An 11,878-nucleotide genomic window follows, 5' to 3' on the forward strand; every position below is an offset into this window, starting at 1 on the left:
AGGAAACTTGGGGCGGGCCTGCGTTTCCTTGGGAGCGGCCTGTCGCTCAGCTCACCAGACGGCGGGCCGGGAAGCAGGCCGTGAAGCGGCTGCCGCGGCCGGGTTCGCTGTCGATCAGCAGGTCGCCCTGGTGGCGGCTCAGCACATGCTTGACGATGGCCAGCCCCAGCCCGGTGCCGCCGGTCTCCCGCGAGCGGCCGCGGTCCACCCGGTAGAAGCGCTCGGTGAGGCGCGGGATGTGGTCGGCGGCGATGCCGATGCCGTCGTCTTCCACCGTGTATTCCACCACCGTGCCACGCTGCCGCCAGCTGATGCGGATGTGGCCGCCTTCCGGCGTGTAGCGCACCGCGTTGATCGCCAGGTTGGCGAAGGCGCTGTGCAGTTCCTTGGCGTTGCCGAGCAGTGGCGCCGACACGCTGCAGTCGAGCTCAATGCGGTGACGGCCGCCCGACACGACGATGGCCTCCCGTTCCACGTCGTGGACCAGCTTCGCCACGTCCACCGGCTCCTCCTGCCACATCGGGGCGCCGGTCTCGAGGGCCGACAAGGTCAGCAGATCCTGGATCAGCTGCTGCATCCGCCCGGCCTGCTCCGAGGCCAGGCCCAGGTAGTGGCGGATGTCCTCCTTGGCCAGGTCATCGAGGCCGTCGATCACCGTCTCGAGGAAGCCACTTACCACGGTGAGGGGCGTGCGCATCTCGTGGGACACGTTGGCGACGAAATCCCGTCGCATCGCCTCGACCCGTTGCCCTTGGGTGATGTCCTCCGACAGCAGCAGGCGCATGTCTTCGCTGAAGGGCACGATGGTGACGACGAGCGTGCGCAGGACGGGCCGGCCGATCGTGAAGGTGAGCGGTGCCGAGTAGTCGCCGGATTTCAGGTAGCGCACGAAATCGGGCTGCCGGACGATGTTGGTGACGGGGGTGCCCTGGTCGCGCACCCGGTCGAGGCCGAACTGCTGCTCGCCCTGGTGATTGACCCAGTCGATCGTGTTGGCGGACGACAGGAACATCAGCCCGTGGGGCATCGCCTGGCTGGCTTCGCGGAAGCGTTCGAGGGCCGCCGACAGGCGTTCCTGCTTGTGAAAGGCGCGCTGCGAGCGGCGATTGACGTCGGCGAAGACGTAGTCCCACATGCCTAGGGCCCGCGGCAGCGGCGCCGATTCTTCAGACGGCGTGCGCATCCAGCGCACCAGCTTGAACAGATTGTTGATGTGGTAGGCGCCGGCGACCAGCATCGCGAGCGAGAACGTCAGCAAGCCTGCCTCTCGGCCGAAGAACACGCCGACGCCGACCGCCACGGTGACGAAGATGCTCAGCGCCGTGATCACCGCGACGCGGATGTAACTGATCGGCCGGATGACCGTCAGGGTTTCGGCTGGCTGGGTTGGCACGGTTCAGCGCCCCGTCGTGGCGGTTTCCTGCTGGGTCGAGAAACGGTAGCCGCTGCCGCGCACCGTCTGCACCAGCCCGTCGTGGTTGCTGGGCTCCAGGGCGCTGCGCAGGCGGCGGATGTGCACATCCACCGTGCGCTCCTCGACGAAGACATGGTCGCCCCACACCTGGTCGAGCAGCTGGGCGCGGGAATGCACCCGTTCCGGGTGGGTCATCAGGAAATGCAACAGGCGGAACTCGGTCGGGCCGAGGTTCACCGGATTGCCGTTGGCGGCGAGGCGGTGGGTGGCCGGGTCGAGGCGCAGGCCGCCGATCTCGACGGCGTCCTCGGTGGTCTCCGGGGCGCGGCGGCGCAGCACGGCCTTGATGCGGGCCACCAGCTCGCGGGGCGAGAAGGGCTTGGTGACGTAGTCGTCGGCGCCGGCCTCGAGGCCGGCCACCTTGTCCTGCTCCTCGCCGCGGGCGGTGAGCATGATGAGCGGGATGCTGCGGGTGCGCTCCTCGCTGCGCAGGCGCTTGGCGAACTCGACGCCCGACATGCCGGGCAGCATCCAGTCGAGCAGGATCAGGTCGGGCAGGGCGTCGCGGACGATGCGCTGGCCCGTCTCGGCGTCACCGGCACGCAGCACGTGGTGACCGGCCCGCGTCAGGTTGGCGGCGATGAGTTCCTGGATGGCGGGCTCGTCTTCGACGAGGAGGATCGTGGCGGGCATCAACAGCTCCAAGGGATCACAAGACGGGCGCAGTGTATTGCAGCTAATTGAAGGTTTGATGACAGGTCACCGGATTGCAACCTTGCCGATGGCCTCGGCCACGCCCGGCACAGGGCCGGCCTCTAGTATCATGGCGAGGTTCATCATTTTAACGACGGAAACCCATGGCCGGCCTCAGCAAGGACGATCCCGTTCCCACCGAGATCAAGCTTCACCAGCGTTCGCGCCTCATGGAAGTCGCCTTCGACGACGGCCAGCGCTTCGAATTCAGCTACGAGTTCCTGCGGGTCTTCTCGCCCTCGGCCGAAGTCCGCGGCCACGGCGTCGGCCAGGAAGTGTTGCAGCTGGGCAAGCGCGACGTGGACATCGAGCGCATCGAGCCCGTCGGCAACTACGCCATCCGCCCGGTTTTTTCGGATGGTCACGACAGCGGCCTGTATTCGTGGGACTACCTCTACCAGCTCGGCGAGAACCGCGACGATCTGTGGCAGACCTACCTCGTCCGCCTCGAAGCCGAGGGGGGCAGCCGCGATCCGGCCGATCTCCCGCCGCCCGCCCCCAAGGCCGGCGGCTGTGGGCACCACTGACAACCGAACCTCCTCCACGACCATGAACGACAAGACCACCCATTTCGGCTTCCAGCAGGTTGCCGAATCCGAAAAGGCCGGCAAGGTCCGCGGCGTGTTTTCGTCCGTCGCCGGCAGCTACGACGTGATGAACGACCTCATGTCCTTCGGCCTGCACCGGCTCTGGAAAGCCTTCACCGTGCAGATCGCCGGCGTGCGCAAGGGCGACCGGGTGCTCGACGTGGCCGGCGGCACCGCCGACCTGTCCCTCGCCTTCGCCAAAAAAGTCGGCCCGACCGGCCAGGTGTGGCTCACCGACATCAACCACGCGATGCTCTCCCGCGGCCGCGACCGGGTCGTCGACAACGGCCTGCTGCTGCCGGTTGCCCAGTGCGACGCCGAGAAGCTGCCCTTCCCCGACAACCACTTCGACGTGGTCACGGTTGCCTTCGGCCTGCGCAACATGACCCACAAGGACCAGGCCATCGCCGAGATGCGCCGCGTGCTCAAGCCCGGCGGCCGCCTGCTGGTGCTGGAGTTCTCGAAGGTCTGGAAGCCGCTGGCGCCGGCCTACGACTTTTATTCGTTCAAGCTGCTGCCGATGATGGGCGAGAAGGTCGCCAAGGACGCCGAGAGCTACCGTTACCTGGCCGAGAGCATCCGCATGCACCCCGACCAGGAGTCGCTCAAGGAGCTCATGCAGAATGCCGGCCTGGCCCGCGTCGAATACTTCAACATGACCGCCGGCGTCGTCGCGCTGCACCGGGGCTACAAGCTCTGAGACCGGCGCGGCCCCCTGCCGACGTGCGTCGGCAGGGGGCCTGCGGGAAGCCCCCTCAGGGGTACAGCCCGCGCAGCTTGTGGGCCGTCAGCACCCGCTCGCAACCCAGCACGAAGGCGGCCGTGCGCAGGCTGATGCCCTTCTGCCGGGCGGCCTCCCACACCGCAGAAAAGGCCTCGCGCATGATCCGCTCGAGGCGGGCATTGATCTCTTCTTCGCTCCAGAAGAACGCGCTGATGTCCTGCACCCATTCGAAATAGCTCACCGTCACGCCGCCCGAGTTGGCCAGCACGTCGGGGATCACCGTGATGCCGCGGTCCTGCAGGATCAGGTCGGCTTCCGGGGTTGTGGGGCCGTTGGCGCCTTCGGTGATCAGGCGGGCGCGGATCTGCCTTGCGTTGGCGGCGGTGATCTGGTTCTCCAGCGCAGCGGCCACCAGGATGTCGGCGTCGGTGGCCCAGAAATCATCGGCGGAGATGCTCTCGGCCCCCGGCGCGCCTGCAAGCATGCCGTGCTCCAGGCGCCAGGCCTTGACGGCCCGCACGTCGAAGCCGCCCGGGTTGGCGATCGAGCCGCTGTCGTCCTGCAGGGCGACGACCCGTGCGCCGGCGTCGGCAAAGCAGCGGGCGGCGGCGTCGCCCACGTTGCCGAAGCCCTGGATCGCCACCCTCGCGCCAGCGATCTCCAGGCCCAGGCGGCGGGCCGCCTCGGCGGTGCTCACGAACACCCCGCGGCCGGTGGCGTCCCTGCGCCCCAGGCTGCCGCCCAGGCTCACCGGCTTGCCGGTGACCACGCCCATCGCGGTGCGGCCTTCGTTCATCGAGTAGGTGTCCATCACCCAGGCCATCACCTGCTCGTTGGTGTTGATGTCGGGCGCCGGGATGTCCTTGTCCTGGCCCAGCAGGATGTGGATCTCGCTGGTGTAGCGGCGGGTCAGGCGTTCGAGCTCGGCGGGCGACAGGCCCTTCGGGTCGACCCGCACGCCGCCCTTGGCGCCGCCGAAGGGCACGTTGACGACGGCGTTCTTGACGGTCATCCAGGCCGACAGGGCCATCACCTCCGACAGGGTCACCCGCGGATGGAAGCGGATGCCGCCCTTGCCCGGGCCACGGCTCAGGTTGTGCTGAACCCGGTAGCCCTCGAAGTGGGCCATCTCGCCGTTGTCGAGGCGGATCGGCACATTGACGATCAGGGCCCGCATGGGGCGGGTCAGGATGGGGACCAGGGGGCGCAGTTCGGCGGCCAGATGAGGCTCCACCCGGTCGATCTGGACCAGGAAGGTTTCCCACGGGCCCAGGTGTTCAGCCGACAGGTAGGACGGGATGTGCAAGACGTTGCTCATTTTTCTCTCTCCTCCGGCGGGGTGCCTGATGATCGAGACTGCCGGGCGGGACGGCAGTTCCCGCGGCCCTCGTCAGCCTCAAAGCAGCTCGAGGGGCGCCAGCCGGTAGCCGCGGTGCAGCAATTCTTCGCGCAGGAAGCGCGCCGTGCGCACCGCGTCGGGCCCGTCGCCGTGCACGCAGATGCTGCCGATGGTGCAGGGCAGGCGCTTGCCGGTGACAGAGATCAGCGCCTGCTCGTCGAGCATCGCGCTGACGTGGGCGAGGGAGGCTTCGGCGCCGTGGATCATCGCGTCGGCCCGGGCGCGCGGCACGAGCTGGCCGTCATCCAGGTAGGCGCGGTCGGCGAAGATCTCCTCGACCACCGGCAGGCCGGCCAGGTAGCCCGCCTCGGCGAGCTTTGACAGGGCCGGGGCGAGCAGGATCAGCGCCGGGTCGAAGTCCTTGATCGCCGCGACCACCGTGCCGGCCAGCGCCGGGTCGACGCAGGCCATGTTGCTGAGGGCGCCGTGGGGTTTCACGTGGCTCATCGTCAGCCCTTCGGTGCGGGCCATGCCGGCCAGCGCAGCCAGCTGGTAGAGGATGATGGCTTCGAGCTCGGGGGCCGGAATCGTCATCGGGCGGCGGCCGAAGCCCTGCAGGTCGGGGTAGGCGATGTGGGCGCCGACGCTCACCCCGGCCTTGCGGGCCAGGCTCAGGGTGCGCCGCATCACCAGCGGATCGCCGGCGTGGAAGCCGCAGGCGACGTTGGCGCTGTTCACGGTGGCGAGCATCTCGGCGTCGCTGCCCATCTCCCAGGCACCGAAGCTCTCGCCCAGGTCGGCATTAAGGTTGACGGTCTGGGGCATGGCGGTCCTCGCAGGGCGATTTCGAAAACCCGGGCGGCCGTCCGGGGCTGGGTGGAGATGATGACACCATCCGTCGCGATTTGTGTTGCACCGCACCGGCGTTGCCGGGCTGCGGATGGATTCCGGCTGCCAGCCGGCGTGCAGCCCTTACAATAGCGCCATCATCGTTCGCGTATCCGTTGCGGGAGTCCAGATGCTTGTCTCGTCAGCCGTTGCCGGCCTCAATCACCTGCTTGCCGACGCCTCCTGGGCGCGGGAGCGCCTCGCGCCCTTCGCCGGGCGTACCGCGGTCTTCGCCGTGAAGCCGGTCGAGATTGGCGTCGGGGTCGACAACGACGGCTACTTCACCGAGGCGGTCACCGCCGAGCCCGACGTCTCCCTCGAGCTGCCGCTGGCCTCGCTGCCCAAGGCGATCGGTGGCGTCGATGCGCTGATGGCGGACATCCGCATCAGCGGCAACGCCGATTTTGCCGACGCCCTTGGCTTCGTGCTGCGCAAGCTGCGCTGGGACGGCGAGGAGGCCTTGTCGCGCGTGGTTGGCGACATCGCCGCCCATCGGGCCGTCGGGCTCGCCCGGGGCGTGGTGGATTGGCAGCGCTCCACTGCCCAGCGGGTGGTGGAAAACCTGGCCGAGTATTTCAGCGAGGAGCAGCCGATGGTGATCAAGCATGCGGCCCTCGAGGCCCTGTCGCGCCAGACCACCGAGCTGCGCGACGATCTGGCGCGGCTCGACAAGCGTCTGCGCAAGCTGGAAGCCCGGGGCTGAGGGCCGCCAGGCCGAGGGTTCAGGGCAGAAAGACCGGGTCGGACAGCACCAGCGTGCCGTCGCCGCGCATCATCAGGTTGCCGGGGTTGAGGAGATCCGGCTGGACGGGGTATTCCTCGATGAAGTCCGACAGCGCCGCAACGGCCTTCACGAGGCTGGCCGGCAGCCCGGCGGGCGGGTCCTGGGCGATGTGGTAGAGGGCCAGGCGGCCGCGGTTGACGCCCATGTTGGCCCATTTCTCGCAGCCTTCCCAATAGGCATTCACGAGCATGCGGCCAAGCTCGGCGGCCTCGCCGGCCAGCGGCAGCAGGCGTTCGATTTCGAGCAGGCGGAAGGAGTAGCCGTTGCTGGCCTTGCCGACGATGCCGTGGTCGGCGAAGAGGTGCGGAAAATGGATGCCGGTGGGGCGGTCGTCGGCGGCGAGGTAAAAATAGTCGGCGGGGGAGCTCACCACCTTGAAGACGTGCTTGTCATCGCGGCTGGCGAGGACGATGGAGGACTCCCCCCGCCCGATCTCCGTGAGGCCGTCGAGCAGGGGGTGGGCCGGGACCGGATCAGCGAGGCAGGCGACTTCCGTCGCCTGCCCCGAATCGGTGGAAGGCCGCTCGATCATGGTGGATCGACGTGATTTACCCGATGATGTTGTAGCCGGCATCCACAAAGTGCACGCCGCCCGACATGTTGCGGCCCGCGTCGGAGACGAGGAAGGCGGTGAGCGCGCCGATGTCCTCCGGGGTAACGAGGCGATGCAGCGGGGAGCGATCGACCGCGGCGGCCATCAGGCCGTCGAAGCCGGCGATGCCGGAGGCGGCGCGGGTCATCAGCGGGCCCGGGGAGATGGCATTGACGCGGATGTTCTTGGGACCGAGCTCGAAGGCCATGTAGCGGGTGGCGGCTTCGAGGGCGGCCTTGCACAGGCCCATCACGCCGTAGTTGGCGATGACTTTTTCGCTGCCCAGGTAGGTCATGGTGATCAGCGAGCCGCCACCGGCCTTCTCGAGCAGCGGCTCGGCCTTGCGGGCCAGGCGCAGGAAGGAGTGGGTGGACACGTCCATCGCCAGCGCGAAGCCGTCGGCCGAGGTGTCGACCACGCGGCCGTGCAGGTCGTCGCGCTTGGCGAAGGCCATGCTGTGGATCGCGAAGTCGAGCTTGCCGTACTTGGCGTCGATCTGGGCGAACACGTCATCGACGATCTCGGGCTTGGTGACATCGAGGAGCATCACGTCCTCGACCCCCAGGCGGCTGACGATGGGCTCGATGAAGGCCAGGGTCTTCTCGTTCTGGTAGGTGATGACGACCTTGGCACCAGCCTCGATGCAGGCTTCGGCGACCCCGGTGGAGATGGATTTTTCGTTGGCGATACCGGTGATCAGACCGACCTTGCCTTCGAGGTTGATGATGGGCTTCATAATTGGGCTCCGTTGGGAAGAGAAAAATACTGCGCTGCAACAAATGTACGACTTAAAATAATGGAGACTTGTCGTTACAGTCCACTCCTCCTTACGGAAGGTTCCCAGATTTCTTCAATCGGATTGTTGCGATGCATCAAAAAACGGCCGAAAACCATTCCGGCCCGGGAATCCTCCCGGTCTATGTCTTCCTCGATTTCGACGGGGTCACCCACCCGTGGAGCCAGGCGGAGGATTTCCGCTGCCTGCCGGTCCTCGAGGCGGTGTTGCGTGATTACCCGGAGACCCGCGTGGTGATCTCGTCGGACTGGCGGACGTTGTTCTCGCTGCCGAAGCTGGTGGCGCGCTTCTCCGAGGACATTCGGCCGCGGGTGATCGACGTGGCGCCGACGATCTTTCCGCGCACCCCCAACGAACTCTACGGCCTCCGCGAGCGGGAGGCCCGCCAGTGGCTGGCGGCCAAGGCGCCGACCGCCGAGTGGCTGGCGGTGGACGACGCGCCGGGCAACTGGCCGACCCGCCCGCGGCTGGTGCTCACCGACTTCAAGCAGGGTTTCACCGACGAGGACGCCGGGCGCATGCGGCGGATGCTCGACGCGTTCCGGGCTGGCGCCGGGCAAGCCGGGGCCTGAGCCGGTTCTTCCACCCCGCTGGTGCGCAGTCACCGGCCGGGTCTGATTCCTTTCAGTCTTCCCGCCCCGTCGGGCCCCGCCAGCCTTGCGACACGTTGTCGCACCCGGCCCGTTCCTGGCCTGAATCAAGCGGTTTTCCGGGCCTGCCTTGCTACAGTTCGGCTCCTTTGCCCACTGACAAGGATTGCTCCGATGACCTTTCTCCGCCCGACTCCCGTCGCGCTGGCCCTCGGCCTGGCCTGCGCTGGCCCGGCCCTTGCCCAGCCGGCAGTGCCGAGCGCCGACACTGCCCTGACGCTGGGCCAGGTGGTGGTCAGCTCGGGCGCCAGCGGCCCGCTGGAGGCCCGGCGCCTGCTCACCTCGGTGGACATCCTCCCCGGCGAGCGCATCGAGAGCCAGGTCGCCCAGAACAACTGGGAACTCCTCGGCCAGGTGCCGGGCGTGATGCTCACCCAGTTCGGGCAGGGCACGACCTCGGGCAAGTTCTCGATGCGCGCCTTCAACGGTGAAGGCGAGATCAACGCGGTCAAGCTGCTGATCGACGGCGTGCCGTCCAACAGCAACGACGGCAACATGCCCTACATCGACCTCGCCCCGCGGGTCGACATCGACGCGATCGAGGTGGTGCGTGGCACCAACGACGCCCGCTATGGCCTCCACAACATCGCCGGCAACGCCAACATCGCCACCCGCAGCGGCGGCAACTACCTGCTCGGGCGGGCCAGCTACGGCAGCTTCAACGCCACCGACCTGCAGGCGGCGGCCGGCATCGAGAAGGACGGCCTGGCCCAGAACTACGCCGTGGCCGTGCAACGCACCGACGGCTACCGGGACCACTCCGAAGCCCAGGGGGCGTCGTTCTCGGGCAAGTGGTTCTTCACGCCCCAGGGCGGCACCAGCCGCTTCGGCCTTATCGCCCGCCATTACACCACCAGCGCCGAGGAGGCCGGCTACCTCACCCGCAGCCAGCGCACGCTCAACCCCGACCAGTCGCCGGCCCACAACGCCACCGACGAAGACCGCCGCCAGGTGAGCCAGTTTGCCCTCCAGGGCGAATCCGAGCTCGGCGGCCAGCTGTTCTGGAACGGCCAGGTTTACCTCAACAACCTCGATGACCACCGCTTCGTGAAGTTCTCGGCGGGCGCGTCCCAGCAGGAGCGCATCGTCCTCGAGACCCACGTGGGTGCGTCCACCACCGTCACCTGGCGCGGTGGCCAGACTGCCATCGGCCGGATCTCGGTGATGGGCGGGCTGGACGCCGAGCACCAGGACAACCGCAGCCAGCGCTACAACACGATCAGCCAGGTGCGCCAGAGCCAGACCCGCAACCAGAGCTTCGATTTCGACACCCAGGGCGCCTTCGTGCAGGCCGAGTGGAAGCCGATCCCGGCCCTCACCCTGGTGCCGGCCTGGCGCATCGACAGCATCCGCGGCAACTACACCAACCAGCTGAACGGCCGCAACTACCCCATCAATGACTACGGTTTGATCGAGCAGCCCAAGCTCTCGGCGATCTATGCCTTCAATCCGGCCTGGTCGGTGTATGGCAACTGGGGCCGCAGCTTCCAGGTCGGCGTGGGCACGGCCTCGTATAAGGTTAACCAGACCAACGATCTGGCGCCGTCGATCAACGAAGGCGCCGAGCTGGGCGTCAAGTTCCGGCCGGCCGGCTGGCTCGACGGCCGGGTGGCCGTGTGGCGCCAGACGGCCTCCAACGAGGCCCGCCGCAGGCTCAACGACCCGGCCAACGATTCCGAAAACGTCGGCCAGACCCGCCGCCAGGGCCTGGACCTGCAGCTCAACGCCCGCCCGACCACGCGCCTCGGCCTGTGGATGTCGGCGGCCTACCAGGAATCCGAGATCCTGCAGGCCGATGCCGCGTCGGTGGCCACCACCGGCAAGGAGATCGACCACGTCCCGCACCTGCTCTACAACCTGGGCGCCGACTACCAGGCGAGCGACGTGCTGCGCGTTTCGGCGTGGGTCAATGGCCAGTCCAGCTACTACCTGGAACGCAGCAACTCCAGCGGAAAGTTCGGCAACTTCGCCCATCTCAACCTATCAGCCGGCTACCGCTTCAGCCCGGCGATCAGCGCCGAGGTGCTGGTGCGCAACCTCTTCGACCGCTACAGCGAGTACGTGTGGTGGGACGGCGCCCAGAGCCTGCACGCGCCGGGCACCCCGCGCAGCGTCTTCGGCACGCTGGCCGTCCGCTTCTGAGTAAGCGCCCGCCGCATGAAGCCCGCCCTGCGCCGCGCCTGGCTCCGTGTCCATCTGTACCTGGGGCTGGCGGCGGGCGGGCTGTTTGCGGTGCTGGGGCTCACCGGCAGCGCGCTGGTGTTCTACCTCGAGCTCGACACGCTGCTCAACCCGCAGATCGCGGTCGTCCAGCCAGCGGTGGCACCGTCGCCCGATGCCGTCTTGCAGCGCCTGCAGGCCCTGCACCCGGAGCACGACGGGCCGTGGCGGATCGAGATGCCCTTGGCGCCCGACCGGCCGCTCATGGTGCGCTACTACGACCCGCCCGAAACCGTCGGGCGCGGCTTCGCGCCGCTGATGCTGACCCTCGACCCGGTGACGCTGGCCGAGACCAGCCACCGTTTCTGGGGCGACTACGCCATGACCTGGCTGTACGACCTGCACTACACCCTGCTCGCCGGCCCGACGGGCCGCAGCGTGGTGGGGTGGTCCGGCGTGCTGCTGCTCGTCTCGCTGCTCACCGGGCTGGCCCTGTGGTGGCCCGGCCCGAAGCGCCTCAAGGCGGCCCTGAAGCCGGTACTGCGCAAGGGGCCGGTGCGCGTGACCTACGACCTCCACGTGCTGGGCGGCATTTACGGGCTGGTGGTGCTGCTTGCGCTGGCGTTCACCGGCATGGTGCTGGCGCTGCCGGAGATCGCCCGCCCGCTGGTGGCGGCGGCCTCGCCGCTGGAGCCGGGTTTTCGCGCGCCCGCCGGGCTGGTGGGAGAGGGCGAGCCGCCCCTGTCCCTCGATGCCGCGCTGGAGATTGCCCGACAGGTGTTTCCGGACGCTGAGCTGCGCTGGGTGGAGACCTCTGGCAAGCAGGGCCGGCCGATCTCGTTGCGCTTCTACCGGGCGGGCGAGCCCGGGCGGCGCTTTGCGCGCAACCAGGTGTGGATTGACCCGGGCACCGGCGCCATCCTGGCCGTCCGCGACACCCGGCAGGATTCCGCCGGCGACCGTTTCATGGACTGGATGCACCCGCTCCACAACGGCGAAGCCTTCGGCCTGGCCGGCCGGGCGCTGGCCGTGGTGGGCGGCCTGCTGCCGGCCGTGCTGCTGGTGACCGGCTGGCTGCGCTGGCGCCACAAGCGGGTGGCGCGCCAGCTGACGGCGGTGCGGCGGGCGGCGGCGGCCTGAGCGCCCCCAGGGCCGGGCTCCGCCCCGCCCCACGTGGGGGGTAAGAAAACT

General features: G+C 68.4%; 12 protein-coding genes. 6 read left to right on the plus strand and 6 right to left on the minus strand.

The window, feature by feature from the left end:
* Nucleotides 1-46: 46 nt before the first annotated feature.
* Nucleotides 47-1,393, minus strand: coding sequence for a phosphate regulon sensor histidine kinase PhoR (phoR, locus tag ZRA01_RS18625; protein WP_246093753.1), 1,347 nt, complete (start codon nucleotides 1,391-1,393; stop codon nucleotides 47-49).
* Nucleotides 1,394-1,396: 3 nt separating this feature from the next.
* Nucleotides 1,397-2,107, minus strand: a complete 711-nt coding sequence (gene phoB / locus ZRA01_RS18630; protein ID WP_141354879.1) for a phosphate regulon transcriptional regulator PhoB — start codon at nucleotides 2,105-2,107, stop codon at nucleotides 1,397-1,399.
* Nucleotides 2,108-2,271: 164 nt separating this feature from the next.
* Between phoB and ZRA01_RS18635 the strand changes: the two genes are divergently transcribed.
* Complete coding sequence (locus tag ZRA01_RS18635; RefSeq protein WP_141354880.1) at nucleotides 2,272-2,694, plus strand: gamma-butyrobetaine hydroxylase family protein; 423 nt, start codon at nucleotides 2,272-2,274, stop codon at nucleotides 2,692-2,694.
* 22 nt (nucleotides 2,695-2,716) lie between these two features.
* Nucleotides 2,717-3,454: a bifunctional demethylmenaquinone methyltransferase/2-methoxy-6-polyprenyl-1,4-benzoquinol methylase UbiE gene (gene ubiE, locus ZRA01_RS18640; RefSeq protein WP_141354881.1), complete on the plus strand. Its 738-nt coding sequence runs from the start codon at nucleotides 2,717-2,719 to the stop codon at nucleotides 3,452-3,454.
* 55 nt (nucleotides 3,455-3,509) lie between these two features.
* Here ubiE and ZRA01_RS18645 read toward each other — a convergent pair whose 3' ends face one another.
* A complete protein-coding gene (locus tag ZRA01_RS18645; RefSeq protein WP_141354882.1) occupies nucleotides 3,510-4,796 on the minus strand; it encodes a Glu/Leu/Phe/Val family dehydrogenase in 1,287 nt (428 codons plus the stop codon).
* A gap of 78 nt (nucleotides 4,797-4,874) precedes the next feature.
* The gene (locus tag ZRA01_RS18650; protein ID WP_141354883.1) at nucleotides 4,875-5,642 is read right to left on the minus strand and encodes a LamB/YcsF family protein; all 768 of its coding nucleotides are present in this window, start codon (nucleotides 5,640-5,642) and stop codon (nucleotides 4,875-4,877) included.
* Nucleotides 5,643-5,835: 193 nt separating this feature from the next.
* Between ZRA01_RS18650 and ZRA01_RS18655 the strand changes: the two genes are divergently transcribed.
* On the plus strand, nucleotides 5,836-6,408 hold the full coding sequence (locus ZRA01_RS18655) for a ubiquinone biosynthesis accessory factor UbiJ (protein WP_141354884.1): 573 nt from the start codon (nucleotides 5,836-5,838) through the stop codon (nucleotides 6,406-6,408).
* Nucleotides 6,409-6,427: 19 nt separating this feature from the next.
* On the opposite strand, the gene ZRA01_RS18660 is transcribed toward ZRA01_RS18655, so the two are convergent.
* Both ZRA01_RS18660 and fabI read right to left on the minus strand, forming a co-directional pair.
* The gene (locus ZRA01_RS18660; RefSeq protein WP_141354885.1) at nucleotides 6,428-7,021 is read right to left on the minus strand and encodes a hypothetical protein; all 594 of its coding nucleotides are present in this window, start codon (nucleotides 7,019-7,021) and stop codon (nucleotides 6,428-6,430) included.
* 16 nt (nucleotides 7,022-7,037) lie between these two features.
* A complete protein-coding gene (gene fabI, locus ZRA01_RS18665) occupies nucleotides 7,038-7,817 on the minus strand; it encodes an enoyl-ACP reductase FabI (protein WP_141354886.1) in 780 nt (259 codons plus the stop codon).
* A gap of 131 nt (nucleotides 7,818-7,948) precedes the next feature.
* Here fabI and ZRA01_RS18670 point away from each other — a divergent pair, with 131 nt between their 5' ends.
* The 3 genes from ZRA01_RS18670 (at nucleotide 7,949) to ZRA01_RS18680 (ending at nucleotide 11,827) form a co-directional block, all read left to right on the plus strand.
* Nucleotides 7,949-8,449 (plus strand): HAD domain-containing protein, encoded by a 501-nt coding sequence (locus ZRA01_RS18670; RefSeq protein WP_141354887.1) that lies wholly within the window; start codon nucleotides 7,949-7,951, stop codon nucleotides 8,447-8,449.
* A 192-nt stretch (nucleotides 8,450-8,641) separates the two neighbouring features.
* Nucleotides 8,642-10,669 carry a TonB-dependent receptor gene (locus ZRA01_RS18675; RefSeq protein ID WP_141354888.1) on the plus strand — a complete coding sequence of 676 codons (2,028 nt, stop codon included), beginning with the start codon at nucleotides 8,642-8,644 and terminating at the stop codon, nucleotides 10,667-10,669.
* 15 nt (nucleotides 10,670-10,684) lie between these two features.
* A complete protein-coding gene (locus ZRA01_RS18680) occupies nucleotides 10,685-11,827 on the plus strand; it encodes a PepSY-associated TM helix domain-containing protein (protein ID WP_141354889.1) in 1,143 nt (380 codons plus the stop codon).
* Nucleotides 11,828-11,878 lie beyond the last annotated feature (51 nt).

It is taken from the genome of Zoogloea ramigera (genome assembly GCF_006539865.1).
GTDB classification, from domain to species: domain Bacteria; phylum Pseudomonadota; class Gammaproteobacteria; order Burkholderiales; family Rhodocyclaceae; genus Zoogloea; species Zoogloea ramigera.

Coding starts and splice junctions, on each gene's coding strand:
- phoB (WP_141354879.1), bottom strand. CDS start 2,107: ATGCCCGCCACGATCCTCCTCGTCGAAGACGAGCCCGCCATCCAGGAA.
- ZRA01_RS18635 (WP_141354880.1), top strand. CDS start 2,272: ATGGCCGGCCTCAGCAAGGACGATCCCGTTCCCACCGAGATCAAGCTT.
- ubiE (WP_141354881.1), top strand. CDS start 2,717: ATGAACGACAAGACCACCCATTTCGGCTTCCAGCAGGTTGCCGAATCC.
- ZRA01_RS18645 (WP_141354882.1), bottom strand. CDS start 4,796: ATGAGCAACGTCTTGCACATCCCGTCCTACCTGTCGGCTGAACACCTG.
- ZRA01_RS18650 (WP_141354883.1), bottom strand. CDS start 5,642: ATGCCCCAGACCGTCAACCTTAATGCCGACCTGGGCGAGAGCTTCGGT.
- ZRA01_RS18655 (WP_141354884.1), top strand. CDS start 5,836: ATGCTTGTCTCGTCAGCCGTTGCCGGCCTCAATCACCTGCTTGCCGAC.
- ZRA01_RS18660 (WP_141354885.1), bottom strand. CDS start 7,021: ATGATCGAGCGGCCTTCCACCGATTCGGGGCAGGCGACGGAAGTCGCC.
- fabI (WP_141354886.1), bottom strand. CDS start 7,817: ATGAAGCCCATCATCAACCTCGAAGGCAAGGTCGGTCTGATCACCGGT.
- ZRA01_RS18670 (WP_141354887.1), top strand. CDS start 7,949: ATGCATCAAAAAACGGCCGAAAACCATTCCGGCCCGGGAATCCTCCCG.
- ZRA01_RS18675 (WP_141354888.1), top strand. CDS start 8,642: ATGACCTTTCTCCGCCCGACTCCCGTCGCGCTGGCCCTCGGCCTGGCC.
- ZRA01_RS18680 (WP_141354889.1), top strand. CDS start 10,685: ATGAAGCCCGCCCTGCGCCGCGCCTGGCTCCGTGTCCATCTGTACCTG.